Annotated in this window: 24 protein-coding genes; 14 read left to right on the forward strand and 10 right to left on the reverse strand. The window is 69.3% G+C overall.

Going from position 1 to position 24,262, the window contains the following annotated elements; genetic code table 11:
* The first annotated feature begins 93 nt into the window (after positions 1–93).
* The 5 genes from ACZ1DY_RS39225 to ACZ1DY_RS39245 are packed head-to-tail and all read left to right on the forward strand — an operon-like array spanning position 94 to position 4,871.
* The gene (locus ACZ1DY_RS39225) at positions 94–933 is read left to right on the forward strand and encodes an ABC transporter ATP-binding protein (protein WP_465482664.1); all 840 of its coding nucleotides are present in this window, start codon (positions 94–96) and stop codon (positions 931–933) included.
* Positions 930–1,742 carry an ABC transporter permease gene (locus ACZ1DY_RS39230; protein ID WP_257484078.1) on the forward strand — a complete coding sequence of 271 codons (813 nt, stop codon included), beginning with the start codon at positions 930–932 and terminating at the stop codon, positions 1,740–1,742. The genes ACZ1DY_RS39225 and ACZ1DY_RS39230 overlap by 4 nt, the downstream gene beginning before the upstream one ends.
* Positions 1,739–2,893, forward strand: a complete 1,155-nt coding sequence (locus tag ACZ1DY_RS39235) for a sensor histidine kinase (RefSeq protein ID WP_465482665.1) — start codon at positions 1,739–1,741, stop codon at positions 2,891–2,893. The genes ACZ1DY_RS39230 and ACZ1DY_RS39235 overlap by 4 nt, the downstream gene beginning before the upstream one ends.
* Positions 2,890–3,510: a response regulator gene (locus ACZ1DY_RS39240; protein WP_257484076.1), complete on the forward strand. Its 621-nt coding sequence runs from the start codon at positions 2,890–2,892 to the stop codon at positions 3,508–3,510. The genes ACZ1DY_RS39235 and ACZ1DY_RS39240 overlap by 4 nt, the downstream gene beginning before the upstream one ends.
* Before the next feature lie 14 nt (positions 3,511–3,524).
* Entirely contained in the window at positions 3,525–4,871 is a 1,347-nt protein-coding gene (locus tag ACZ1DY_RS39245) for a serine hydrolase domain-containing protein (protein ID WP_465482666.1), read from the forward strand.
* Here ACZ1DY_RS39245 and ACZ1DY_RS39250 read toward each other — a convergent pair.
* Positions 4,868–5,377: a hypothetical protein gene (locus tag ACZ1DY_RS39250; RefSeq protein WP_465482667.1), complete on the reverse strand. Its 510-nt coding sequence runs from the start codon at positions 5,375–5,377 to the stop codon at positions 4,868–4,870. The genes ACZ1DY_RS39245 and ACZ1DY_RS39250 overlap by 4 nt on opposite strands.
* The gene (locus ACZ1DY_RS39255) at positions 5,377–5,694 is read right to left on the reverse strand and encodes a hypothetical protein (RefSeq protein ID WP_192743760.1); all 318 of its coding nucleotides are present in this window, start codon (positions 5,692–5,694) and stop codon (positions 5,377–5,379) included. Before ACZ1DY_RS39255 ends, ACZ1DY_RS39250 begins: the two co-directional genes overlap by 1 nt.
* Before the next feature lie 115 nt (positions 5,695–5,809).
* On the opposite strand from ACZ1DY_RS39255, the gene serC reads away from it, so the two are divergent.
* Positions 5,810–6,937 (forward strand): phosphoserine transaminase, encoded by a 1,128-nt coding sequence (serC, locus tag ACZ1DY_RS39260; RefSeq protein ID WP_257484074.1) that lies wholly within the window; start codon positions 5,810–5,812, stop codon positions 6,935–6,937.
* Here the strand turns inward: serC and ACZ1DY_RS39265 are convergent.
* From ACZ1DY_RS39265 to ACZ1DY_RS39285, 5 genes are all read right to left on the reverse strand, one after another.
* The gene (locus ACZ1DY_RS39265) at positions 6,934–8,136 is read right to left on the reverse strand and encodes a glycosyltransferase 87 family protein (RefSeq protein WP_465482668.1); all 1,203 of its coding nucleotides are present in this window, start codon (positions 8,134–8,136) and stop codon (positions 6,934–6,936) included. The two genes, serC and ACZ1DY_RS39265, sit on opposite strands and share 4 nt — an antisense overlap.
* Before the next feature lie 80 nt (positions 8,137–8,216).
* Entirely contained in the window at positions 8,217–9,431 is a 1,215-nt protein-coding gene (locus ACZ1DY_RS39270) for an ABC transporter permease (protein ID WP_257484072.1), read from the reverse strand.
* On the reverse strand, positions 9,428–10,114 hold the full coding sequence (locus ACZ1DY_RS39275) for an ABC transporter ATP-binding protein (RefSeq protein ID WP_257484071.1): 687 nt from the start codon (positions 10,112–10,114) through the stop codon (positions 9,428–9,430). Before ACZ1DY_RS39275 ends, ACZ1DY_RS39270 begins: the two co-directional genes overlap by 4 nt.
* Complete coding sequence (locus tag ACZ1DY_RS39280) at positions 10,111–11,211, reverse strand: peptidoglycan-binding protein (RefSeq protein WP_465482669.1); 1,101 nt, start codon at positions 11,209–11,211, stop codon at positions 10,111–10,113. The genes ACZ1DY_RS39275 and ACZ1DY_RS39280 overlap by 4 nt, the downstream gene beginning before the upstream one ends.
* Positions 11,208–11,756, reverse strand: coding sequence for a hypothetical protein (locus ACZ1DY_RS39285; protein ID WP_465482670.1), 549 nt, complete (start codon positions 11,754–11,756; stop codon positions 11,208–11,210). The genes ACZ1DY_RS39280 and ACZ1DY_RS39285 overlap by 4 nt, the downstream gene beginning before the upstream one ends.
* A 230-nt stretch (positions 11,757–11,986) precedes the next feature.
* On the opposite strand from ACZ1DY_RS39285, the gene ACZ1DY_RS39290 reads away from it, so the two are divergent.
* The 4 genes from ACZ1DY_RS39290 to sepH all read left to right on the forward strand — a co-directional run bounded on the left by ACZ1DY_RS39290 (position 11,987) and on the right by sepH (position 17,124).
* Positions 11,987–13,789, forward strand: coding sequence for an alpha-L-fucosidase (locus ACZ1DY_RS39290; RefSeq protein ID WP_465482671.1), 1,803 nt, complete (start codon positions 11,987–11,989; stop codon positions 13,787–13,789).
* A gap of 485 nt (positions 13,790–14,274) precedes the next feature.
* The gene (locus ACZ1DY_RS39295; protein ID WP_126730462.1) at positions 14,275–14,934 is read left to right on the forward strand and encodes a response regulator transcription factor; all 660 of its coding nucleotides are present in this window, start codon (positions 14,275–14,277) and stop codon (positions 14,932–14,934) included.
* Positions 14,931–16,088 carry an ATP-binding protein gene (locus tag ACZ1DY_RS39300; protein WP_465482672.1) on the forward strand — a complete coding sequence of 386 codons (1,158 nt, stop codon included), beginning with the start codon at positions 14,931–14,933 and terminating at the stop codon, positions 16,086–16,088. The genes ACZ1DY_RS39295 and ACZ1DY_RS39300 overlap by 4 nt, the downstream gene beginning before the upstream one ends.
* 190 nt (positions 16,089–16,278) lie before the next feature.
* The gene (sepH, locus tag ACZ1DY_RS39305) at positions 16,279–17,124 is read left to right on the forward strand and encodes a septation protein SepH (RefSeq protein WP_126730459.1); all 846 of its coding nucleotides are present in this window, start codon (positions 16,279–16,281) and stop codon (positions 17,122–17,124) included.
* 36 nt (positions 17,125–17,160) lie between these two features.
* On the opposite strand, the gene ACZ1DY_RS39310 is transcribed toward sepH, so the two are convergent.
* From ACZ1DY_RS39310 to ACZ1DY_RS39320, 3 genes are all read right to left on the reverse strand, one after another.
* Positions 17,161–17,526 (reverse strand): MmcQ/YjbR family DNA-binding protein, encoded by a 366-nt coding sequence (locus tag ACZ1DY_RS39310; protein ID WP_257484066.1) that lies wholly within the window; start codon positions 17,524–17,526, stop codon positions 17,161–17,163.
* Positions 17,527–17,725: 199 nt separating this feature from the next.
* Positions 17,726–18,328: a DUF2537 domain-containing protein gene (locus ACZ1DY_RS39315; RefSeq protein WP_126730456.1), complete on the reverse strand. Its 603-nt coding sequence runs from the start codon at positions 18,326–18,328 to the stop codon at positions 17,726–17,728.
* Between the two features lie 26 nt (positions 18,329–18,354).
* Complete coding sequence (locus tag ACZ1DY_RS39320) at positions 18,355–19,170, reverse strand: TrmH family RNA methyltransferase (RefSeq protein ID WP_465482673.1); 816 nt, start codon at positions 19,168–19,170, stop codon at positions 18,355–18,357.
* Positions 19,171–19,386: 216 nt separating this feature from the next.
* Here ACZ1DY_RS39320 and ACZ1DY_RS39325 point away from each other — a divergent pair, with 216 nt between their 5' ends.
* From ACZ1DY_RS39325 to ACZ1DY_RS39340, 4 genes are all read left to right on the forward strand, one after another.
* Positions 19,387–20,886 carry a glutamate-cysteine ligase family protein gene (locus tag ACZ1DY_RS39325; protein WP_465482674.1) on the forward strand — a complete coding sequence of 500 codons (1,500 nt, stop codon included), beginning with the start codon at positions 19,387–19,389 and terminating at the stop codon, positions 20,884–20,886.
* A gap of 24 nt (positions 20,887–20,910) precedes the next feature.
* Positions 20,911–21,498: a TetR/AcrR family transcriptional regulator gene (locus tag ACZ1DY_RS39330; protein ID WP_192743778.1), complete on the forward strand. Its 588-nt coding sequence runs from the start codon at positions 20,911–20,913 to the stop codon at positions 21,496–21,498.
* Positions 21,499–21,576: 78 nt separating this feature from the next.
* Positions 21,577–22,245, forward strand: a complete 669-nt coding sequence (locus ACZ1DY_RS39335) for a biliverdin-producing heme oxygenase (protein ID WP_257484063.1) — start codon at positions 21,577–21,579, stop codon at positions 22,243–22,245.
* 147 nt (positions 22,246–22,392) lie between these two features.
* Positions 22,393–24,252, forward strand: coding sequence for a serine hydrolase domain-containing protein (locus ACZ1DY_RS39340; RefSeq protein WP_465482675.1), 1,860 nt, complete (start codon positions 22,393–22,395; stop codon positions 24,250–24,252).
* Positions 24,253–24,262 lie beyond the last annotated feature (10 nt).

A 24,262-nucleotide genomic window follows, 5' to 3' on the forward strand; every position in this document is an offset into this window, starting at 1 on the left:
GAGGGGGCGACACGGGTGTCCATCGATCGGTTGACAGCCGGGTTCAGTCCAGCGGACGTCCCGTGGACCCGCCCAGCGCAGCACGATCGAGGTATGAAAACGGCAGTGAGAGTGCGCGGCCTGCGCAAGGAGTACCCCGGCCACACCGCCGTCGGGGGCATCGACCTCGACATCGAGCCGGGCGAGGTGTTCGCGCTGCTCGGCCCCAACGGGGCGGGCAAGACGACGACGGTCGAGATCCTGGAGGGCCACCGCGAACGGACCGAAGGCGAGGTCGACGTGCTCGGCGAGGATCCCGGCACCGCCGGGCGTGCCTGGCGGGCGAAGCTCGGGATCGTGTTGCAGACGGCCAACGACGCCGCCGAGCTCACCGTCGCCGAGACGGTCCGGCATTTCGCCCGCTATTACCCGGATCCCCGCGACACCGAAGAGGTGATCGAGCAGGTCGGCCTGACCGAGAAGGCGGGCGCCCGCGTCAAAAGCCTTTCCGGCGGCCAACGACGTCGTGTGGACGTCGCGCTCGGCATCATCGGCCGGCCTGAACTCGTGTTCCTCGACGAGCCCACGACCGGCTTCGATCCGGCCGCCCGGCGCCAGTTCTGGGAGCTGATCAGGAGTCTCGCCCGCGAGGGCACCACGATCCTGCTCACCACCCACTATCTCGACGAGGCCGAGGCGCTGGCCGACCGCGTCGCGGTCATCACGCGCGGGGAGATCGTCGCCGAAGGGACGCCGCAGACGCTCGGCGGCCGGGCGACCGCGGAGGCCACCGTCCGCTGGACCGACGAGCGTGGCGGACACCAGGAGCGCACCCACTTCCCGGCCAAGCTGATCCGCGAGCTCTCCGCCGACGGCCGCGAGCCGTCGGAGCTGACCGTCCACCGCCCCACGCTCGAAGACACCTACCTCGACCTGATCGGAGAAGCCCGATGAGCACGCTGACCCTCCCGGGCACCCTCTCGCTCGGTCTGGTCCGGGGCGCCGCGGAGATCAAGCAGTTCTTCCGCATCCGGGAGCAGGTGATCTTCACCTTCGCCTTCCCGTCACTGCTGATGATCCTGCTCGGCTCGATGCTGAACTCCTCGATGCCCGGTATGGCGATCACCACCGGTCAGGTGCTGGCCGCGGGCATGATCGGCTCCGGCATCGTCTCGACGTCCTTCACCAGCATCGGGATCAACCTCGCGTCCGATCGCGAGCTCGGGGCGCTGAAACGGCTGCGCGGCACGCCGATGCCCGCGGCGTCCTACTTCGTCGGCAAGATCATCCTGGTCGGCTTCACCAGCATCGCGCAGGTGGTGCTGATGTCGATCGTGGGCAGCCTGCTGTTCGATCTGGAACCGCCCACCGATCCGGCGAAACTGCTGACCGCGCTGTGGGTCTTCCTCCTGGGCATCACCAGCTGCACGTTGCTGGGTATCGCGATCGGCTCGGTCACCCGGACGGTCAGCGGCGCGGTCGCGGTGACCAACCTGATCTACATCGCGCTGCAGTTCGTCTCCGGGGTGTTCGTCACGCCGATCACCACTCTGCCGAAGGTTATGGTCGACATCGCTTCGTTCTTCCCGGTGAAGTGGATCTGCCAGGGCTTCCGCTCGGTGTTCCTGCCGGCCGAGGCCGCGACACAGGAGATGGCGGGAACATGGGAACTTCCGATGGTGGCACTGGTGCTGACGGCGTGGTGCGTCGCGGGGCTGCTGCTGGCGAAGCTGACGTTCCGCTGGTCGAACGAGGGCAGGTGAACGCCTGGGAGCGGTTCTACTGGCTCTGGGAAGTCCTGTTCGGGGTCACCTTCGTCGCGACGACCGCCTTGGTGGTTCTCGACGACGGGGCGGCGACGAACAGAACGGTCGCGCTCCTGTGCCTGGCAGGGCTCGGCGTGACCTACCTGGTCCGGGGACGCCGCCTCATCAAAGGCCCGGACTACGACCACACGCCATGGTTGTTCGCCGGGACGATGATGCTCTTCACGCTGGGCGCCGTCTTCGCCTCCGGCAACTCGAGCTTTATCCTCTTCCTGGTCTGCCCCGTGCTGTACATGACGATGCCGACGAAGGCCGCTTCGATCCTCACCACGGCGGCGGTGCTGTCGAGCCCGGCTTCCCTGCTCGTGCGGGGCGGGCTCGACGAGCAGCCGGTCCTGCTGCCGATGACGGCGATCCTGATCATCTTCAGCCTTCTCGCCGGCCGCTACACCACCCAGATCATCGAGCAGAGCAAGAGCAGGGCGGCGCTGATCGACCAGCTGAAAGCCAGCCAGGCGGAGGTTTCCCGGCTCTCGCGGGAGGCGGGGACGGCCGCCGAACGCGAGCGCATGGCCCGCGAGATCCACGACACGCTCGCGCAGGGTTTCACCAGCATCGTCACCCTCACCCAGGCGATAGAGTCCGAAATGGACACCGACCCGAAAGCCGCGCGCCGTCATCTGGAGCTCGCGGCCCGGACGGCGCGGGAGAACCTGGCGGAGGCGCGGGCGATCGTCGCGGCTCAGGGACCGTCGGCGCTCGCCGCCACTTCACTGGAGGAAGCGTTGCGCCGTCAGGTGGAACGGCTGACCGAGGAGACCGGGATCGAGACGTCGATCGAGGTCGGCGGCCCGCTGCCCGCGCTCCCGATGGCCACCGAGGTCGTCCTGTTGCGAGGCGCGCAGGAGGCCTTGAGCAACATCCGCAAGCACTCCCGCGCCACCTCCGCCGCACTCCGGCTGTCCACTATGGACGGACGAGTCCGGCTCGCCGTGGCCGACGACGGCAGCGGATTCGACCCCGCGGCGCCCACCGGCGGCTTCGGCCTGGCGGGGATGCGGGCGCGCACCGATCAGGTCGGTGGCATCGTGACCCTGAAGAGCGAACCCGGTGCGGGGACGACGCTGGAACTGGAGGTACCCGCGTGATCACGATCATGCTGGTCGACGATCACCCCGTGGTCCGGGAAGGTCTGCGCGGAATGCTGGAGGCCGAGCCGGATCTGAGCGTCGTCGGGGAAGCGGGTTCCGGCGACGAGGCCGTCGCGCTGAGCCGGATCAAGCAGCCCGACGTGATCCTGATGGATCTGCGGATGCCCGGTCTCGACGGCGTCGGCGCGACGCGGAAGATCCTCGCCGACCGGCCGGGCCAGCGGGTCGTCGTGCTCACCACCTACGAGACGGACGCGGACATCCTGCGCGCGGTCGAAGCCGGCGCCTCGGGCTACCTGCTGAAGGACGCTTCGCGCGCGGAGCTGGCCGGTGCGATTCGTGCCGCGTCGCGCGGCGAGACGGTCTTGGCGCCTTCGGTCGCCGGGAAGCTGGTGAACCGCGTGCGCAACCCCACGACATCACCGTTGTCGGCACGCGAGATCGAAGTGCTCCGGCTGGTGGCGCGGGGAAGCACGAACGCCGAGATCGGCCGGGCGCTCCACATCAGCGAGGCGACGGTCAAGACCCACCTGCTGCGCGTGTTCGGCAAACTGGACGTTTCGGACCGCACGGCCGCGGTGACCACCGCTATGCGACTGGGCCTGCTCGGGTAGGCAGAATGCGTCCCATGCTTGCCTCGACCGAATTGGCGCTGCTCCGTCGCCTCGCGCACGAGCAATCCTCGTGCCGCGCCCCGTCCATCGTCGCCGCCGTCGTCCGCGACGGGGAACTCGCCTGGTCAGGAGGGCGCGGACGCGTCGACGGCGAGACACCCGGCGCCGACACGCAGTACCGGCTCGGCTCGATCACCAAGACACTCGTCGCGACGGCCGTCATGCGGCTGCGCGACGAAGGCAAGCTCGACCTCAACGACCCGCTGGAGCGGCACCTGCCGGGTACCGCGTTCGGCTCGGCCACCATCGCGCAGCTGCTTTCGCACACCTCGGGCCTGACCGCGGAATCGCCCGGCTCCTGGTGGGAGCGCACGGTCGGCGCCGACTGGAACGCGCTGGTCGAGAGCCTCAAGGACGGTGCGACGCGGCTGCGGCCGGGCAGCAAATTCCACTACAGCAACGTCGGCTACGGCGTGCTCGGCGAGCTGGTCGCCCGGCTCCGCGGGCAGTCGTGGCTCGACGTCGTCCGCGCCGAAATCCTCGGCCCGCTCGGGATGACCAGGACGTCGCCGCATCCCGAAGGCGCGCACGCGAGCGGATTCGCGGTGCACCCCTTCGCCGATCTCCTCATGCCGGAGCCGTCTCCGGACGCGGGCGCGATGGCGCCCGCCGGGCAGCTGTGGTCGACGGCCACCGACCTCGCCCGCTGGACGGCGTTCCTCGGCGGGCACACCGGCGGCGTGCTGAGCGAGCAGACCGTCGCGGAGATGCGCGAGATGGTCACCGTGGACGACGGCGACGCCTGGACCACCGGGTTCGGCCTCGGCGTCATGCTGGTCCGCACGGAGGGCAGGCGGCTGGCCGGGCACACCGGGTCGATGCCGGGGTTCCTCGCCTGCTCGCTGGTCGACGCGAACGCCGGCATCGGCGCGCTGGTGCTGACGAACTCGACGGCGGGCGTCGGCATCACTCAGCTGTGCCTCGACCTGATGAAGCTGACCGAACAGCACGAGCCCGCCATGCCCGCGGAATGGCAACCGTCCACAGTGGACCCGAAGCTCCTGGAGCTGACCGGCCTGTGGCACTGGGGGCCGACGCCGTACCACCTGCGGTTGCTCCCGGGCGGCCTGTTCTCTCTCGCGCCGACCGACGGCCCCGGCCGCGCGTCGCGGTTCGCGCCGGTGGGCGAAGACACCTGGGTCGGGCTCGACGCCTACTACGCGGGCGAAACGCTGCGGGTCGGGCGGGACTCGGCGGGGAAGCCGAACCATCTCGACCTCGCGACGTTCATCTTCTCGCGGACCCCGTTCGACCCGGCCGCGCCCATCCCGGGCGGCGTCGACCCCGAGGGCTGGCGCTAACGAAAGCGGATGGCGGCGGTCGTGAACTCGCGGCCGCCGTCGGCGCACACCAGGACATCGCCGTAGCGGGCATCGCCGACGACCCACATCCGGCGCGGTCCGCGCAGCGACTCGGCGAGTTCGTCCGGGCAGTCGTCGATGACGAACTTCGCCGGGTCGCCGTCGAGGACGGCCCATCCGCGCGCGGTTCCGGTATCCGGGTCCAGCGTGGCGGTGGACAGCGCCCAGGGTCCGAGCACGACGTCGAGGACATGTTCACGACGGCGGATCGTGTACCGCAGCGCCGCCCACCACTGGCGGATCCTCGGCGAGGACCTCTCCCCGGGGAGGTCTCCGTGCATCCAGGACGGCAGGCCGGGGACGAACACGAGCACGAGCGCGCCCACGAAACCGACGATCGCGCCGATGGTGGCGGTGTCGTCCCAGTCGCGGAAGATCCAGTGCCCGCCGAGCCCGAGGAAGTACAGGAGCAGGAAACCCCATCTGGGTCTCCACGGATCGGACATCAGGCCGCCGGGGTGTGCCCGACCGCCGCGCCGACGGCCGCGATGAACTTGCGCGCGATGCGCTTGCCCTCGCCCCAGTCGACGAAGCCGAACTTCAAGCTCGTCTGGATCGCCAGGCCGGAGCCCTCCGTCGTCCGCTCCACCTTCACGGTGACCGTCTGCCCGTAGCTGAAGAAGCCGAGCTTGGTCGAGAAGGTGACGTACCCGGCCGCGGCGTCGTAGTAGGGGACCTGCCCCTTGACCGCGTCGACCCCGTTCGGGAGGGCCTGCCACAACGCTTCGGGGGGCACGGGGAATCGTTCGTGCACTGTCGCCATGAGGCGAGAAGCTACCCGGCGGTCGGCGACGGCGGGAGCCGGTCCGCCGATCCCACATTCCGGACTCGCGGCACCGATTGTCAGCAGGGGCATCCCGACCTGAGAGACTGGGCACATGACCGACGCACCTGAGTTGACCCTCCCCGCGGACCTGAAGCCTGCCGATGGCCGCTTCGGCTGCGGACCGTCCAAGGTCCGTGACGAGCAGCTCGCCAACCTGGCGAAATCCGGTGCCACCTACCTCGGCACCTCGCACCGTCAGAAGCCGGTGAAGTCCCTCGTCGGCCGCGTGCGTGCGGGTCTGTCCGAATTGTTCTCCCTTCCCGACGGCTACGAAGTGGTCCTCGGCAACGGCGGGACGACCGCATTCTGGGACGCCGCCGCGTTCGGGCTCGTGCGGGAACGTGCGCAGCACTTCACCTACGGCGAGTTCTCCTCGAAGTTCGCCACGGTGACCAAGGGCGCCCCGTTCCTCGCCGACCCGATCGTCGTCAAGGCCGACCCGGGCAGCGCTCCCGAGATCGCCTACGAGGCCGGTGCCGACCTGGTCGGCTGGGCGCACAACGAGACGTCGACCGGTGTCGCGGTGCCCGTGCGCCGCCCCGAAGGCAGTGAAGGCGCCCTCGTCGCCATCGACGCCACCTCCGGCGCGGGCGGCCTGCCGGTCAAGGCCGAGGACTTCGACGTCTACTACTTCGCGCCCCAGAAGTCCTTCGCCTCCGACGGTGGCCTCTGGATCGCGCTGGCCTCGCCGGCCGCGGTCGAGCGCATCGGCGAGATCGGCGCGAGCGACCGCTGGATCCCCGAGTTCCTGTCGCTGACCACGGCGCTCGACAACTCCCGCAAGGACCAGACTTACAACACCCCGGCGGTGTCGACGCTGTTCCTGCTGGCCGACCAGATCGAGTGGATGAACTCGAACGGTGGCCTGGAGTGGACGACCTCGCGCACCCGCGACTCGTCGACCCGGCTGTACGAATGGGCCGAGAAGACCAGCTACACGACGCCGTTCGTCAGCGACCCGTCGCTGCGCTCGCAGGTCGTCGGCACCATCGACTTCGCCGACGAGGTGGACGCCGCCGCGGTGGCGAAGGTGCTGCGCGCCAACGGGATTGTCGACACCGAGCCGTACCGGAAGCTCGGCCGCAACCAGCTGCGCGTCGGCCTGTTCCCGGCCATCGACCCGGACGACATCACGAAGCTGACCCAGAGCATCGAGTACGTCGTCGAGCGCCTGGGCTAAGTCTCCTTTCGCGCGTGAAGGCCCCCTTCCCTCGGCTGAGCCGAGGGAAGGGGGCCTTCACGCGCTACCAGGGCGAAAAAGAGCAGCAGCACAAGGCCGTACAGCACGAAGGATTCCGTCGCCAGCCACCAGCCGAAGCTCCCCGCGGGCCGCGGAGCGAGCCACATCGGCGCGACCACGAACAGCGCGACCGTCACGGCCGCGAGCGCGTATGAAACGACCGAGCGTGTCCAGATCAGCAGCGCGAGGATCGGCACGCACCAGATCCAGTGGTGCGTCCAGGACACCGGCGACACCAGCAGCCCGCCGATCGCGCAGGCGGTCAGCGCGAACACCGGCTCCGCGACGCGCACGATCACGAACGCGGTCAGCGCGACCACGGCGACCGAGGCCAGCACCCAGACGACGTCCTCCGCCGAGCCGAGCCCGAACCGCGCGAGCATCCCGCGCAGCGACTGGTTCCCGACATAGCCGCGATCGCCGATCCGGCCGGTGTCGAAAAGGATGTTCGTCCAGAACCTCGCGGACGCGGACGGCGCGGCCAGGAACATCAGCGCGCCCGCGCCGAGGAATCCGGCCACGACCCGGGCCGCGGAGCGGAAGTCCTTGCGGAACAAGAAGAACAGGATGAAGAACGCCGGGGTCAGCTTGATCGCCGCGGCGACGCCGATCAGCAGCCCCTTCGTGCGGGCACGGCCCGGGAGCAGCGCGTCGAGGACGACCAGCAGCATCAGCAGGGTGTTGATCTGGCCGAAGCCGAGCGTCGAGCGGACCGGCTCCATGATCCCGCCGACGGCCTGTGCCCCGATCGCCGCCAGGACGGCGATGGCGCGGCCGCGGACGTTCGCACGGTCGGTGAGCGAGCCGTTGAGCGTCGCGACGAAGAGGTAGACGACGATGCCGCCCGCGATGATCGACGCGAGCCCGACCAGTCTCGTGGCCAGCGCGGCGGACAGGAGCGTGCCGGGCAGGAACACCGCGGCCGCGAACGGTGTGTAGGTGAAGGGCAGCCAGCCCCCGTGCGTCTGCACCCACGCGCCGTACGGGTCGCCCGAGTCGAGGAGCAACCGCGCGCCGCCGATGTAGACCTCGAGGTCCTGGCCGTCGAACACCTTGAGGGTGAAGAGCACGCCGACCACGACCACTTCGAGCGCGATCAACGCCCCCGCGAGTTTCCGCCCCGACAATCCCACCAGCACCCGGCGAGATTACCCACCGCTACTCCGCGTCCAGTCCTCTGGATGCGGTGAACCACCGCATCCAGAGGACGAAACGCGAGCTAGGCGAGGGCCTGGGTGGGCGGGAGCCGCGCCGCGCGCATCGCCGGATAGGCGCCGGCGACGGCACCGACCAGCGCCGAGATCCCGACCCCGCCGAGCAGGGCGCCGACGGGAAGCACCGCCGGCCACCCTTGGCTCAACGCGTACCCCGACGTCACCAGCACCCCGACCAGCACCCCGGCGATCCCGCCGAGCCCGGACAACAGCACCGACTCGGCCAGGAACTGGCCTCTCACCTGCCGTTTCGTCGCGCCGAGCGCGCGACGGAGGCCGATCTCCCGGCGCCGCTCCAGCACCGAGATCACCATCGTGTTGGCCACCCCGACGCCGCCGACCAGCAGCGCCACCCCGCCGAGTCCGAGGAACAGCGCGCTGTAGGTGTTCTCCGTCAGCTTCTGCGCCTCCAGCGCCTCCGACGGACGACGGACCTCGACCTCGTTCGGCGCCTCCGGGTTCATCGTCTGCGCGAGCACCGACCGCACGTTCTCGACCTGCGAGTCCTTCGCCCGCACGTACACCGTCGTCGGATGCCCCTTGAAGCCGAGGAGCCGCTTGGCCGCGTCCCAGCCGACCAGCACCGAACGCTCGATCTCGGGCGCCAGCGGCGTCGGCCCGAGGATGCCGCCCACGGTGAACCACTTCCCGTCGATGAACACCTGCGGTGGCTTGGCCGGGTCGATGCGGTCGATCCCGAGCCGCGCGGCCGCGACCGAACCCAGCACGACGACCGGGTAGTCGCGCGTGGCGTCCCGCAGGAACTGCCCTTCGCGGACGGCGCCGCCGATGACGTCGAGGAGCTCCGGCGTCGCCGCGTAGACGCCGAGGCCGGACGTCTCGTCCTTGTCGATCTTGTCCGTGCGCCGCACGGTCGCGCCGGTGGTGCCGGTCGCGGACGCCGCAGTCACCGGCGCGATCCGCTTCGCCATCGGCACCGCGCTGTCCGGCAGGGTGGCGTCGCCGCCGAACAACGTCTTGCCCGGCCCCGCGGTGAGCAGGTTGGTGCCCAGCGCGGCCAGCTGGTCTTGCAACGCCTTCGCGCCCGACGCCGGGATCGCGAGCACAGCCACCATCGCGGCGATCCCGATCCCGATGCCGAGCGCGGACAGCACCGCCCGCATCGGCCGTGTCCGCATCCCGTGCGCGCCGAGGCTCAGCACGTCACGCGGGCCGAGCCGGGCCGGATCCGGCGTCTTGCCGAGGACGGGGGCGCTCACACCAGCACCCCCGTCCCGGTGTCGAGCCGGATCCGGCCGTCCCGCAGCTCGATCCGCCGCGGGATGCCCGCCGCGATCTCCCGGTCGTGCGTGATGATCACGACCGTCGTCCCCTGCGAACTCAGCGTGGCCAGCAGGTTCAGGATCGCCGCGCCGTTGCCCGTGTCGAGGTTCCCGGTCGGCTCGTCGGCCAGCAGGATCGACGGCGAGTTGACGACCGCCCGCGCGATCGCCACCCGCTGCCGTTCCCCGCCGGAGAGCTCGTTCGGGAAATGGGCCGCGCGATGCGCGAGACCCACCCGGTCGAGCGCGGCCAGCGCCCGCTCACGCCGCTTCCGCCGCGGCACCCCCGCGTACAGCAGCCCCGTCGCGACGTTGTCGACCGCGCTCACCCCCTCGCTGAGGAAGAACTGCTGGAACACGAACCCGATCCACCGCGACCGCAACGCCGAAAGCTTGCGATCGGGCAGTTTCGCCACGTCGTGCCCGCGCAGTTCGATGACGCCGCTGGTCGGCCGGTCGAGCGTGCCCATCAGCTGCAGCAGCGTCGACTTGCCGGAACCGGACGGCCCCAGGATGGCGACCATCTCCCTGTCCTCGATGGACAAAGTCACTTCGTGCAGGGCGCGCACGCCGCCGGGATAGGTGCGCGAGGCGTTGCGCACGGCCAGCACCGGGGTCATGACGTCGTCACCACCCGCATCCCGGCGGCGAGGCCGGTACCGCTGACTTCGACGCGACCGCCGGAGAACAGGCCGGTCTTCACCGCGACGAGACGGCGTTGGCCGTTTTCGTCGACCTCGACGGCGTATCCGCCTTCGGCGAGCGCGAGCAACGCCCCGACCGGGACCGCCAGCACTCCACTGTGGACTTCCTTGGTGAAGCGCACCGAGACGGGCGTCGAATCGAGGGACCCCGCCGCGGCCGGATCGTCCAGCTTGATCTTCACCTTGATCTTCGGCTTGCCGTCGTCCTGCCCGGCGCCGTCCTTGCCGGTTTCCGCGACCTTGCCGACCTCGGTGATCACGCCGGTCGTGGTCTTGCCGCCGGTGATGTCGACCCCGACCTTGTCCCCTTCCTTCGCGATCGCCTGTTTGGCGGCGTCGAGCTTGACCTCGACGAGGCGCTCGGTGCCGGTGTACTTCAGGAGTTCGCCGCCGCCGGGGCCGCCGAGCTGCGCGGCGACCTGCGAAACCCGGATCTCGCCGGGCGCGAGGACGACGTCGCCCTGCCCGAACGCGCCGGTCTGCTCCAGGCCCAGCGACTTCTGCCATTTCTTGAGCGCGGCGGCGGTGGCGGAGGTGAACTTCTTGTCCGGGGTGCCGAAACCGCCGAAACCGAGCGCCTTCAGGTTCTCTTCCAGCTGCTTGACGTCCGGGCCGTCCGCGGCCCCGTCCGCGAGGTCGCGGAAGAACGGCAGCGTGCCGTAGAACAACGGCACCGGCTTGGCGTCGACGCCGTACACGGTCTTCCCCCGGGTGTACACCGCACCGGTGTCCGGCAGGGAGGTGACGGTGCCCTGTTTACGGCCGGCGAGAGCGTTTTCCTCGCCGTAGCCCAAGGTTCCGTTCGCCTCTTCCTCCTCCTGCAGGTCGGTCTTCTCGATTTGCGCGGTCTCCACCGGCGGGGGTGCCTGCCCGACCTGCTGGGCCTCCGACGTGACCCTGGTCAGCACGACCACGGACATCGTCCCGGCCACGACGACGAGGACCGCCGCGATGATGAACCAGCGTGCCCGGCGCGACCGCCGTGCACCGCCGGGTCCTTCGTGTTCGCTCATTTCGCCGGAGCCGCCCTCATGGTCATGCCCAGACCGCAGGCCTTCGCCGCTTCTTCGAACTTCTTGGGGTCGCCGCCCGCGTCCAGCGTCATGGCGGCGCCCTTTCCACTGGGATCGGGATCCGGGAAGTCGATGCCGTGCTCGCGCATGCACTTGGCTTCCTTGCGCAACTTGTCGAGCTCTTCGGGCGTGGGCGGCTTGATCTCGCCGCCGTTCGGCAGCAGCTTCCGGCACGCGTCGCTCGCGGCCTTCATCTTGTTCTCGTCGCGCCCGACCTCGCCCGCCTCGATGGAGATCGAGCCCTGCCCATCCCCGTTGGTCTGGGGATCCGGCATGTCGACGCCGTGCTCCCGCATGCACTTCGCGAAGTTGCGCATCTTGTCCTCGTCGGACACGTTGTCCGCCTGCTTCCCGTCACCCGCTCCGGCGGCGGGCGGGGAAGAGATCGAGGCGACCTTGTCGCCGTCGTCCCCGCCACCACCGCAACCGGCCACCAGCGCGAAGACCGCTCCGGCGATCAGCACCGCCATGGGTCGTTTCCGCATCGCTGCTCCTTCGGTCGTCTTGGCGTCCCGATTTCTACGGAGCGAGCGATTCCGGGGCGGTAAGCGATGTTGCTTATGCCGCGCTTACCGTCCCGATCAGCGGAACAGAGATCTGATCTATCCGCCGTCTTTCCGGGTGAACTAAGCACACAGGCAGCCTTTTGGAGGTTCACATCCGACCTTTGACCTCTTAGAGTCCCCGGCGTCCACACCTCAGCGAGGAGGAGTGCATGAATCGCCGCAAGCCACTCCGGGCCCTGGCGGCCCTCGTCATCGCGACCACCGCACTGGGCGTCGCGCCCGCCGCGGAAGCCGCGCCGCTCCCGTCCGACCACGCCTACGACGACCCGTTCACCGCCGAGCGGACGCGCTGGTGGCGCGACGACCGGTTCGGCCAGTTCATCCACTTCGGCGCGTACTCCCAGCTGCAGGGGAAGTACACCCGCCCCGACGGAAGCGTTTGCCAGGACGCCGAGTGGATCCAGCGGAACTGCCAGATCCCGCGCGCCGAATACGAGCAGATCGCCGCGAAGTTCAACCCGGCCGGTTTCGACGCGAACGCCATCGCGCAGTCGGCGAAGGAGGCCGGGCAGAAGTACGTGGTGATCACGTCGAAGCACCACGAGGGCTACGCGATGTGGCCGACGAAGGTCAACAAGTTCAACCTCCGCGACCACTCTTCGTTCGACAAGAAACGCGACATCCTCGCCGAACTGAAACGCGCGACCGCCGCGCGCGACGTCAAACTCGGCTTCTACTACTCGATCTGGGATTGGCACGATCCGGACTTCCCCGATCCCGCGACGTTCCCGAAATACAAGGAACGGATGTACGCCCAGCTCAAGGAACTCGTCGACAACTACCGCCCGGCGGTGCTGTGGTTCGACGGCGAATGGAGCACCGACCGGCCGAACAACCCGTGGACGGAAAGGGACGGCGAGGAGCTGGAGGCCTATGTCCGCAGCCTCGATCCGTCCATTGTGGTCAACAACCGCGTCGGCAAACGGCGAGTGGTCGACGGCGACACCGGAACGCCCGAACAGGAGATCCCGGACAAGCCGGTCGACGGGCAGCTGTGGGAGTCGTGCATGACCCTCAACGGCAGCTGGGGTTACACGGACTGGGACCACAACTGGAAGTCGTCGGCGGATCTGACCAGGAAGCTGCTTTCGATCGCCGGCCGGAGCGGGAACTTCCTGCTCAACGTCGGCCCCGATCGCAACGGCCGCGTGCCGCGGGAATCCATCGACAGGCTGAAGCAGATGGGCCAGTGGCTGCGCACGAACGGTCACTCCGCCGCCGTCTACGGGGCGGGCGCGCCGGGGCTGGTCGCCGAACCGGGTTGGGGCGTCGTCAGCCGTCGCGGTGACAAGCTTTACGCGTCGGTGTTCGACTGGCCTGCCGCGGGCGGCTCGCTGACGCTCGACGCGCTGGCGCCGTTCCGGGTTCGCGAGGCGCGGGTGCTCGGCAGCCATCAGCGCGTGCGGGTCGAGCAGACATCCGGGAGCGTGAAGCTCACGCCGTCGGGCAACCGGACGAACGACATCGCGACCGTCATCGAACTGAGCGTCGATCCGTTGCCGCAGGCGCCGGCCGGCCGGGGGACGGGGCTGACCGCGGAGTACTGGCCGAACGCGGACTTCACCGGGATACCGTCGGTGCGCCGGATCGAGCCGGGGGTGAACCACAACTGGAAGTTCACCGGCTCGCCGGACGCGAAGATCCCGGCGGAGACCTTCTCCTCGCGCTGGACCGGGCAGGTCACCGCGCGGGACACCGGGAAGTACACGTTCACCACGGTTTCGGACGACACCGTGCGGCTGTGGGTCGACGGGAAACTCCTGATCGACAACACCGTCCCGCACGGCCCGAGCGTCGACAAAGCGACTCTCGACCTGATCGCCGGCCGGTCGTACGCGATCCGGCTGGAACACACCGAGCGCGGCGGCGAGGCGTCGATGAAGCTGCTGTGGTCCAGCCCGAACACACCACAGCAGGTGATCCCGGCACGGCAGCTGCACCCGGCCGGATAACGCGTGCTTGAAGCCGTAACTCGCGTGTTTGGAGCCGGATCACGCAGTTACGGCTTCAATCACGTGAGTTACGGCTCCACGCACGCGAGGTACGCCTTCGACCGCCGCCCCGTCGGCGGATCCACACACTCGCCGGAGCCGGTGGTGTCGCGAAAGCCACTTTCGGGACATCTGACGTCTCCAAAGTGGCTTTCGCGGCACCACGGACCGGCGCGCCTTGACATGAAAGGGACTTTCGCCACCCGGTCGGTGGATCCACGCAGAGACGAGCACCGAGCAAGGCCCGGGTGTCGCGAAGGGGACTTTCCTCGTCCGATGCGGGGAAGGCTCCCTTCACCTGGGCCCCGCAGCGCGAAGCGACGTTGCGAAAGCCACTTTCGCAACGTTCAAGGTTGCGAAAGTGGCTTTCGCAACCCCGGGCCGCCACCCGGTCGGCTGAGCCGCGCTTATCCCCCGCTTACCCCCATCCGGGGCAGACTGGCCAGGTGAGAGTGCTGGTGGTGGAAGACGAGCGGCTCCTGGCGGACACGATCGCCGAGGGCCTGCGACGGTTCTCCATGGCCGTCGACGTCTGCTACGACGGCGCGCAGGCCCTGGACCGGGTGGGGGTGCACGGCTACGACGTCGTCGTGCTCGACCGGGACCTTCCCGTCGTGCACGGCGACGAGGTCTGCGCCGCGGTGATCGGCACCGGCGGCGAGGCGCGGGTCCTCATGCTGACGGCCGCGGCCGACGTCAACGACCGCGTCGCCGGGCTCGGCCTCGGCGCCGACGACTACCTGACGAAACCGTTCGCGTTCGCCGAACTCGTCGCGCGGGTGCAGGCGCTCTCGCGGCGCGCCCGGCCGGCGCTGCCACCGGTATTGGAACGCGGCGGCGTCGTCCTAGACCTGCCCCGGCACCAGGCGTCCCGCGACGGCCGGTTCCTTCCCTTGTCCCCCAAGGAGTTCGCGGTACTGGAGGTGCTCATGCGCGCCGAAGGGACCGTCGTCAGCGCGGAAGACCTGCTGGAGAAGGCGTGGGACGAACACGCCGACCCGTTCACGAACGCCGTCCGGGTGGCGATGATGACGTTGCGGCGCAAACTCGGTGAACCGCCGCTGATCGAGACCGTGCCCGGAGCCGGTTACCGGTTCGGGTCGTGAAACCGCTCCGGCTCTCCGTCCGCACCAAGCTGACGGCGCTCTACGGCGGCGCGTTCCTGATCGTCGGGCTCGCCCTGCTGATCGTCAACTACCTGCTGGTGAGCTCGACCCTTCCGGACACGACAGCCTTCGCGAGCGACGCCGCGGGCCTCGCGGTCCAGCGCGCGTATCCCCTGGACACCACGACCATCCTTCCCGTGGAGCGCGCTCAAGCCACCCAGCTGGTCGCGACCTCGATCACCGAATACCGGTCGGACGTCCTGTCGACCCTGCTGTGGCAATCGCTGGTCGCACTGGCGATCGCCGGCGCGCTGGCGGTACTGCTCGGCTGGCTGATGGCGAGCCGCGTGTTGCGGCCGCTGCACGCGATCACCTCCACCGCGCGGAAACTCGAGGTCGAAAACCTGGACCGGCGCATCGACCTCGACGGTCCCGACGACGAACTCAAGGAGCTGGCCGACACCTTCGACGGCATGCTCGACCGGCTCGCCGTGTCGTTCGACAGCCAGAAACGCTTCGTCGCCAACGCCTCCCACGAACTGCGGACCCCGCTCGCGGTGCAGCGCACGCTGGTCGAGGTGGCGATGGCCGATCCCGACGCGAGCCCCGAGGTCCGGAAACTCGGCGAACACCTGATCTACACCAACGAACGCAGCGAACGGATGATCGAGGGCCTGCTCGTCCTCGCCCGCAGCGACCGCGGCCTGGCCGCGCGCGGCCCCGTCCGGCTGGACGAGGTCGCGGCGACGGTGATCCGCTCGGCGTCGGCCATGGCCGAGGAAGCGGGCGTCACGATGGAGTCGCGGCTGCGGCCGCGGACGGTGTCCGGCGATCCCGTGCTGCTGGAGCGGCTGGTCACGAACCTGGTGCACAACGCCATCACCTACAACCACCAGGGCGGCTGGGTCCACGTCGACATCGGCGCCGATCCGGCGCTGGTGGTACGCAACACCGGCCCGCGGGTGCCGCTGGACGCCGTGCCCGCGCTGTTCGAACCGTTCCGGCGGCTCTCGGGCGACCGCACCGGCGACTCCCGCAACGCCGGGCTGGGCCTGTCGATCGTCCGGTCCATCGCGAAGGCGCACGGCGGGACCGCGGGCGCGGAACCCGGCGGCCGCGGCGGCGGACTGGTCGTCCGGGTGCGGCTGCCGTAGATTCCCCCGATCGTGACTGTGCGTGTCCGGCGCGTCACGCGGCGGACGGCGCGTCGCTCCCGCAGAATTCCCCTTGCCGTCATGAACAAAATAGTGAGCAGGACACATGACATCGGCGCGCCTCACACGTCAAGGCGACGCGCCGTTTTAACGTGGACACCCACAATGGTGAAGAATCGGGGAGGCGAGAATGCGAGCGCTACGGGTGGTCGGGCTGCACGAGGACGGTAAGTCCATCGTGTGCGAAGACCCGGCGAGCCGCACGCGCTTCCTGCTCCCCGCGGATGAGAGGCTGCGAGCGGCGGCGAGGGGTGACATCACCCGCCTCGGCCAGATCGAAATCGAGTTGGAGAGCCAAATGCGGCCACGCGAGATCCAGGCACGAATCCGGGCCGGTGAGTCCGTGGAGCAGGTCGCGAGCAGCGCCGGCGTCACCGTGCAGCGCGTCGAGCGGTTCGCGTACCCCGTCCTGCTCGAACGATCCCGCACCGCCGAACTGGCCCAGCGGGCGCATCCGGTCCGCGAAGACGGCCCCGACGTCCAAACGCTCGGCGAGGTCGTGGCGCACTCCTTCGGGCAGCGCGGCCATGACTACAGCCAGGCGACCTGGGACTCCTGGCGAGGCGACGACGGCAAATGGGTCGTCGTGCTGAGCTGGAAGGCCGGCCGCTCGGACAACCGCGCGCACTGGTCGTTCGCGCCCGGCGCGCACGGCGGCACCGTGCAAGCCCTCGACGAGAACGCCGAAGTCCTGCTCAACCCCAACGCCTACCGTGCCCCGCGCACGGTCCGGGCATTGGAACCCGGCAGGGACGCGGTCGTCCAGCCCACCCTCGATTCGGTTCCGGACGAGCCGGTCGCGAAGGTGATCGACGCGCCGATAGCCGAGCCCGAAGAAGATGCCGAGCCACCACTTCCGGCTGACGAGCCGGCGGAAGTGGCCGAACCCGCTCCACGGGCGAAGGGGAAGAAGAACCACCCCATCGTTCCATCCTGGGAAGACGTCCTTCTGGGCGTCCGATCACAACGAGGTTGAATCCGCACGTAGTGGCCCCTTCCGGTGGAGGGGCCATTACGTGCGTCCGGGGACCTGCGCGATCAGGGATTTCGGCGCCACGAGGCAATACGCGTCGGTGACGATCTGTCCGATCTCGGCCCAGTCGACGTCGGTGTCCAGCCGCACCCCGAGCCACCCCCGATGCCCGACGTACGGCGGCCGGAAGAACCGTTCCGGCTCGGCGCCCACGAGTTCCTCCTGCGCCCCGGGCGGCGCCGGGCACCAGAAGGCGACCTTGTCGTCGTGATGACGGTCGGCGTACATGACGAACGTCTTCTTCCCGCGCACGAACCATGTCGGCTCGCCGTGACTGAGCCGCTCGGAGACTTCCGGCAGCGCGAGACACAGCCTTCTGAGTGAATCCAGCGGGTCACCGGTCATGGGGCTCAGTATCGTCCCGGCATCCTCGCCGCCGAGGGGGATTCATGCAGGATTGGTACGCACGCGCTGTCCGTTTGCGTTTCCAGGTTTCACCGGAACGCCGTACGCGCATGTCTCACCGATGGAATGGCGGATCGATCCCGGCGCTCTCCGCGGTATCGCCCAAAGCCGCGGCTACCTCGAACACCGTTTTCGATCTCTAGAAGACGACGACCAGCACGCCGATCCACGCGATCACGATCCCCGCGGCCGCGCCGAAGGCGGCCCAGCGCACGATCGGCACCCGACGCGCGAGCCACAGCGACGGCGTGATCCCGGCGGTCACGACGGCCGACGCGAGCAGCGCGAGCCAGCCGTTGGTCTCCCGCGCGAGGGTGTTCGCCAGTGCCAGCATCGCCACGACGACCAAGGCCGCGGCGAACGCGGAGACGGTCAGCCCGGTCAGCCACGGTGTCGGCTCCCCGGCCGGGTCCGGCGTGCCGAAGAGCCGCCGCGCGAGTTCGTTGCGGGGTGTGGGTGCGGGCGGGTCGATGATGACGCGGTCGCCGGAGACCGGATCGACGAACCGCACCGACGTGCCCATCGTGGCGGCGACCCGCTGCGCGAGCTGGCGGCCTCGCTGCGAGACCACGGAAGCCGCCTCGGTGCCGGAGCCGCCGACGGCGGAGGCGACCCGGGCCCATTCGTGCAACGCCTGCGCGAGATCCGAACCGATCGCGAGTGAATGCGGGTCCACCTCGCGCGCGCTTTCGCCGCCAGGACCGGCCAGCACCGCGCGTCCCTCACGGATCCGCAATTCCATGGTTCTCCTCGTGATCGCCCGGGTGCTCACGATAGCGGTGGACGCGTCTCGTAGAACGCGATCGCGCCCGCCGTGGCGACATTCAGCGAATCGACGCCTTCCGGCATCGGGATCCGCACCGCGACGTCGGCGGCGGCGATGGCCTCCTCGGTCAGGCCCGGCCCTTCTGCGCCCAGCATCAGCGCGACCTTCTCCGGCGTCTCGTCCCGTAACTGGCGCAGCGAAACGGAATCCGCACGAGGAGTGAGGGCAGCGATGCGGAAACCGCGTTCCCGCAGCAGTTCGAGGTCGCCTGGCCAGGATCCGAAGGTCGCGAACGGCACGCGCAGGACGTGCCCCATCGAGACGCGGACGCTGCGCCGGTACAGCGGGTCCGAGCAGCCGGCGCCGAGCAGGACCCCGTCGACGCCGAGCGCGGCCGCGTTGCGGAACAGCGAACCGAGATTCTCGTGGTCACCGACGCCTTCGAGTACCGCGAGCACCCGCGCGCCGTCGATGACCTCTTCCACCGCCGGCGGCGGAGACGGCCGGTCCGCGACGGCCAGGATGCCGCGATTCAGGTGGAATCCGACCACCTCGGCCATCGTTTCGGCCGAAGTCACGTATCCGGGGACGTCGACACGGTCCAGGTCGCCGCCCAGTTCGTGGAATCGCCGTTCCACCCCGAGCAGGGAACGGACCGGATAGCGGGACTTGAGCAGGCGCTCGACCACGACGGTGCCCTCGGCGATCACAAAGCCACGCCCACCCGGCCTATCGGGACGCCGATCGGCTGTGGACAAGTCGCGGAAATCGTCGAGCCGCGGGTCGTCACGGTCGTCGATGGTGATCAGTTCTGCCACCAGGAGAGTGTGTCATCCGCCCGCTGCGCGCCGTTTGCGTCCGATCGTCCACGGGTAAGTAGTACGAATGGAGGTATTTTGCTGTCAGTTAACCCCTAGTGACAGAGAGCACCAGTTTGGCCGCTAGCCGGGCGGCTGCGAGGCGTGAAACCGTTGGGCCGCCTGGCAGTCCCGCCTGGACCCCGCGGAGCGTGGCCAATGAGGAGCTCGACGAACATGGGTAAGAATCTTTCGGCGGACCCCTCCGAGCCGCAGGATCGCGGCCGCTATCGCCGGAAGGTACAGCGCTGCCTCGACACCTTGGCCCGGATGCTCACCGACGGAAGTTTTTCCTTCCCGCGCAAGAACATCGGCCTCGAGGTCGAACTCAACCTCGTCGACGCGGAACTGCGCCCGTCGATGACGAACACGACGGTGCTCGAAGCGCTGAACGATCCGTCGTTCACCACCGAGCTCGGCCAGCACAACCTGGAGCTCAACGTGCCGCCGCGGCCGCTGGCAGGCGAGTCCGCGCTGCAACTGGAGGACGACCTCCACGCGTATCTGAGCGCCGCTTCGCGCAAGGCCGAGGAATCCGGTGCCTCCCTGGCGATGATCGGCATCCTCCCGACGTTGCGGCACGAGCACTTCGACCAGAAATGGCTGACCAACAACGCCCGGTATTCGCTGCTCAACGACCGGATCTTCGCCGCGCGCGGGGAGCGCACCGTGCTCTCCATGGAGGGCGCGCCGCTCCCCGACCGCCAGCCCGAGCGGCTGCGCAGCTACTCCGAATCCATCCTGCCCGAAGCCGCCTGCACCTCCGTCCAGCTGCATCTGCAGGTCGCGCCGGAGGAATTCGCGGCGCACTGGAACGCCGCTCAGGCGCTGGCCGGGGTCCAGATCGCGGTCGGCGCGAATTCGCCTTTCCTGCTCGGCAAGGCACTGTGGCACGAGACCCGGATCCCGCTGTTCCTGCAGGCCACAGACACCCGGCCCGAGGAACTGAAGAACCAGGGCGTGCGGCCGAGAGTGTGGTTCGGCGAGCGGTGGATCACCTCGATCTTCGACCTGTTCGAGGAGAACGTCCGGTACTTCCCCGGCCTGCTTCCCGAGACCGACCGGGAGGACCCGATCGAGGCGCTCGACTCCGGGCAGGCCCCGAAACTCACCGAGCTGCGGATGCACAACGGCACCGTCTGGCGGTGGAACCGGCCGGTCTACGACGTCGTCGACGGCCTGCCGCATCTGCGGGTGGAGAACCGTGTGCTGCCCGCGGGCCCGACCGTCGTCGACATGGTCGCGAACGCCGCCTTCTTCTACGGCGCGCAGCGGGCGCTCGCCGAGGCCGACCGTCCAGTGTGGACACAGATGTCGTTCCAGGCGGCCGAGGAGAACATGTACGCGGGGGCGCGCCGCGGTTTCGACGCGCAGCTGTACTGGCCGGGTATCGGCTGGATCCCGCCGGACGAGCTGGTGCTGCGGGTCCTGCTGCCGCTGGCGCACGAAGGACTACGCCGGTCGGACGTCTCGGACGAGGCGAGAGAGCGCTATCTGGGCATCATCGAGCAGCGGTGTCTCACCCGGCGGACCGGCGCGGCCTGGCAGCGGGAGTACGTCCTGCGCGCGGAGGAGCGCGGCGCGGAGCGGGAGACCGCGCTGAACCGGATGCTGGGCCGGTACCTGGAGCTGTCGGCCACCGAGACGCCGGTGCACACCTGGTCCCTGGAGGCTTAGAGTCTTCCTCCAGGGAGGTGGCTCGTGCCCAAGATCATCGGCCGGTCGCTGGAGGAGCACCGGCGCGAGGTCCGCAGCAGGGTGTTCGACGTCCTGCGCGGGCAGCTGTACGAGCGCGGATTCGACGCGATCACGCTCGCGGGTGTCGCCGCCGAAGCGGGCCTCGGCCGCACGGCGATGTACAACCACTTCCCCGACAAGGAAAGCCTGCTGGTCGCCTTCGTCGAGGACGAGGCGACGCGGTACGTCGAACGACTGAAGGCGGCCGTCGCGACCGCGGACACCCCGGTCGAGAAGCTCGCGACCTTCGTCCGGCTCCAGCTGCGGGTGCTGGCCGAGTACCACCTGCCGCCGGGGACGGCGCTCGCGTCGGCGCTGGCACCCGCCGCGTACCGGCGGATCAGCGCACACGCCGACCCCATCACCGGCCAGCTGCGCGAGATCCTCGCCGAGGGAGTGCCGGACGAGGACCCCGACGTGCTGATCCCGATGATCACCGCCGCGCTGGGCAGCCGTCAGGTCGTCGACGTGCCACCCGAACGGCTGGACGACGCGATCGAGGGAGCCGTCCGCTTCGTGCTCAGAGCGGTCGGGATGACGGAAAACCCGTAAATAAGGGTAGCCTAACCCGTGGTTGTGCCTTACGCTCTTTCTGACAGCATGTCAGATCGATGCTTGGAGGCTCTGTCCATGCCGGTGACCACCGACGTCGAATCCGGGCCGTTCTCCGCGGCCCTGCGCGCCTCCACCCTCCCCGCCCACGAACGGGCCAACCACTCCGAGTACATGAACGCGCTGCTCGGCGGCGAGCTCACGCGCGACGGGTACACCCGGCTGGCGATCCAGTACTACTTCATCTACCAGGCCATCGAGCAGGCCGCCGACAAGCTGGCGAAGGACCCGGTGGCGGGCAAGTTCGTCTTCGAGGAGCTGCGGCGGCTGCCGAGCCTCGAACGCGACCTCGAACACCTCGTCGGCCCGGACTGGCGCGAGACCATCCGGCCGCTGCCCTCGACGGAGCGGTACGCGCGGCGCGTGGCCGAGGCGTCGGACTGGTCCGGCGGGTTCGTCGCCCACCACTACACGCGCTACCTCGGCGACATCGCCGGCGGCCAGGTCATCCGGCGGCTGCTGGAGCGCAAGTACGAGCTCACCGAGGCGGGTTCGCTGTTCTACCACTTCGACCAGCTGGGCAGCGCGCCCAAGTTTCGGGACAACTACCGCGAGCAGCTGAACTCGGCGCCGTGGACCGAGGACGAGCGCGCGCGGCTGATCGACGAGGCCATCGTGGCCTTCGAATGCAACATCGCGGTGTTCGACGAGCTGGCGAGCGAGCTGGACGCGTACCGGGCCGCCTGACCTCGTGAGTGGTAAGGACGGTTAGAACCGTCCTTACTACTCACGAGCAGCTTGACGCGGGCCGGTCACCAGGTAGGGCAGGCCCCACCCCGTGCTCGGCGGCCCGCCGGATCCCTTCTCCCCGGGGAAATCCCTAACTTTCAGGGTATGTTCCGGATCGCGGCCACCGCCGCCCTGCTGACCTTCGCGACGGTCCTGAGTGCCCCCGCCGCCCAAGCCGCGACACCCGCCGGTGTCTTCGACGAGATCCTCCCGCGAAGTCTTGCCGAGCATCACATCCCCGGTGCCGCCGTGGTGGTCGTCGAAGGCGGCAAGACGGTTTTCTCGAAGGGTTACGGAGTGTCCTCAGTGGACACCCAGGCCAAGGTGGACCCCGAGCGCACCGGATTCCTGATCAACTCCGTCGGCAAGTCGATCGCCGCGACGGCCGCGATGCAGCTGGTCGAACAGGGCAAGCTCGCGCTGGACGCCGACGTCAACACGTACCTGAAATCGTTCAAGATCCCCGAAACCTTCCCCGGCCGTCCGGTCACCCTGTTCTCCCTGCTGACCCACACCGCCGGTTTCGAGGACCGCGTGTACCGGATGTTCACGCCGCGGGACGAGAAACTCCCCTCGCTCGCCGAGCACCTCGCGAACGAGATGCCCACCCGCGTCCGCCCGCCCGGCGAGGTCGCGATCTACTCGAACTACGGCTTCGCGCTGGCCGGGCATCTCGTGGAACTCGCGTCCGGACAGTCCTATTCGGACTACGTGCGGCAGCACATCTTCGAACCGGCGGGCATGAAGGACAGCAGCGTCGCACAGCCTGCCCCGGACGTCCCGCTGGCGAGCGGGTACCGCTGGGACGGTGCCGCACAGGTCGTCCCGCCCGCCAACTTCGGCCCCGAACCGCCCGCCGGTGACGGGAACGTCGCCACTCCGGCCGACATGGGCCGCTATCTGTCCGCGAACCTCGTGCCCGGCGTGTTCAGCCGCTCCTTGCTCGACCAGCTGCACGGCGCGCGGTTCCGCAACGACCCGCGGCTGCCCGCGATGGGGTTCGGCTTCTCCGAGCGGTATCTGAACGGCCTGCGCATGGTGGAGAAGACCGGCGACTCACCGGGGTTCTTCAGCGTGCTGGAGCTGATCCCCGAGAAGAACACCGGCGTGTACCTGGCGTTCAACGGCGGCGCGTTCTCCGGTGACGCCGCCGCGGTGACCGCCGAGGTGCTCAAGGCCTTCGTCGAGCGGCTCCAGCCCGCCGCTCCCGTTCCCGCGCCCGTGACCCTCCCGGGTGATGTATCCCGGTTCGAAGGCAGCTACACCAACACCCGGCTGGACTACGACAGCTTCACGAAGGTGCGTGCGCTCGCGGGCGGCGTCACGGTGACCGCCGACGGCGACGGCGTGCTGACGACGTCCGGCCTCGGCGAAGGAACCCGGCGATGGACGCAGACGGAGCCCGGGCTGTTCACCGACGCGGCCGGTGAGCGGCTCGCGTTCCGCGAATCCGGCGGGGAGATGCTGCTGTTCGCGGGCGACGACCCGAACTCCTCCTACGAACGCACGTCGTGGCTCGGATCGCCGTCCACGCACCTGCTGATCCTCGGTATCGCGCTGCTGCTCCTGCTGGGCGCGCTGCTGTGGTGGCCGATCCGCGCGTTCGTCCGGCGTGGCCGCGAGCGGAATCCGAAAGGCGCCCGGTTCGCGACGGTCGCCGCCTGGTCCGCCGCCCTCGCGGTCCTGCTGTTCACGGGCGGTTTCGCCCTCCTCATGAGCGATCTCAGCGCCGCCGCCGTCGCGCTCACCTCCGGGCACTCCCCCTTGCTGAGCGTCACCCTGCTCCTGCCGAACGTCGTCCTGCTCCTGACCGGCGCGGCCGTCGTCTGCACGGCGCTCGCGTGGCTCCGCCGCTGGTGGACCACCCCCGCCAGGATCACCTACACGGTGGTTTCCGTGGCACTGGTGGCCTTCCTCGGAGTGCTCGCCACCTATCACCTGGTCGGGCTGCCCTACCTGGCTTGATGACCGCCGT

The organism is Amycolatopsis sp. PSD-21 (genome assembly GCF_055561455.1).

Coding starts and splice junctions, on each gene's coding strand:
- ACZ1DY_RS39225 (WP_465482664.1), top strand. CDS start 94: ATGAAAACGGCAGTGAGAGTGCGCGGCCTGCGCAAGGAGTACCCCGGC.
- ACZ1DY_RS39230 (WP_257484078.1), top strand. CDS start 930: ATGAGCACGCTGACCCTCCCGGGCACCCTCTCGCTCGGTCTGGTCCGG.
- ACZ1DY_RS39245 (WP_465482666.1), top strand. CDS start 3,525: ATGCTTGCCTCGACCGAATTGGCGCTGCTCCGTCGCCTCGCGCACGAG.
- ACZ1DY_RS39250 (WP_465482667.1), bottom strand. CDS start 5,377: ATGTCCGATCCGTGGAGACCCAGATGGGGTTTCCTGCTCCTGTACTTC.
- ACZ1DY_RS39255 (WP_192743760.1), bottom strand. CDS start 5,694: ATGGCGACAGTGCACGAACGATTCCCCGTGCCCCCCGAAGCGTTGTGG.
- serC (WP_257484074.1), top strand. CDS start 5,810: ATGACCGACGCACCTGAGTTGACCCTCCCCGCGGACCTGAAGCCTGCC.
- ACZ1DY_RS39275 (WP_257484071.1), bottom strand. CDS start 10,114: ATGACCCCGGTGCTGGCCGTGCGCAACGCCTCGCGCACCTATCCCGGC.
- ACZ1DY_RS39280 (WP_465482669.1), bottom strand. CDS start 11,211: ATGAGCGAACACGAAGGACCCGGCGGTGCACGGCGGTCGCGCCGGGCA.
- ACZ1DY_RS39285 (WP_465482670.1), bottom strand. CDS start 11,756: ATGCGGAAACGACCCATGGCGGTGCTGATCGCCGGAGCGGTCTTCGCG.
- ACZ1DY_RS39290 (WP_465482671.1), top strand. CDS start 11,987: ATGAATCGCCGCAAGCCACTCCGGGCCCTGGCGGCCCTCGTCATCGCG.
- sepH (WP_126730459.1), top strand. CDS start 16,279: ATGCGAGCGCTACGGGTGGTCGGGCTGCACGAGGACGGTAAGTCCATC.
- ACZ1DY_RS39310 (WP_257484066.1), bottom strand. CDS start 17,526: ATGACCGGTGACCCGCTGGATTCACTCAGAAGGCTGTGTCTCGCGCTG.
- ACZ1DY_RS39315 (WP_126730456.1), bottom strand. CDS start 18,328: ATGGAATTGCGGATCCGTGAGGGACGCGCGGTGCTGGCCGGTCCTGGC.
- ACZ1DY_RS39325 (WP_465482674.1), top strand. CDS start 19,387: ATGGGTAAGAATCTTTCGGCGGACCCCTCCGAGCCGCAGGATCGCGGC.
- ACZ1DY_RS39335 (WP_257484063.1), top strand. CDS start 21,577: ATGCCGGTGACCACCGACGTCGAATCCGGGCCGTTCTCCGCGGCCCTG.
- ACZ1DY_RS39340 (WP_465482675.1), top strand. CDS start 22,393: ATGTTCCGGATCGCGGCCACCGCCGCCCTGCTGACCTTCGCGACGGTC.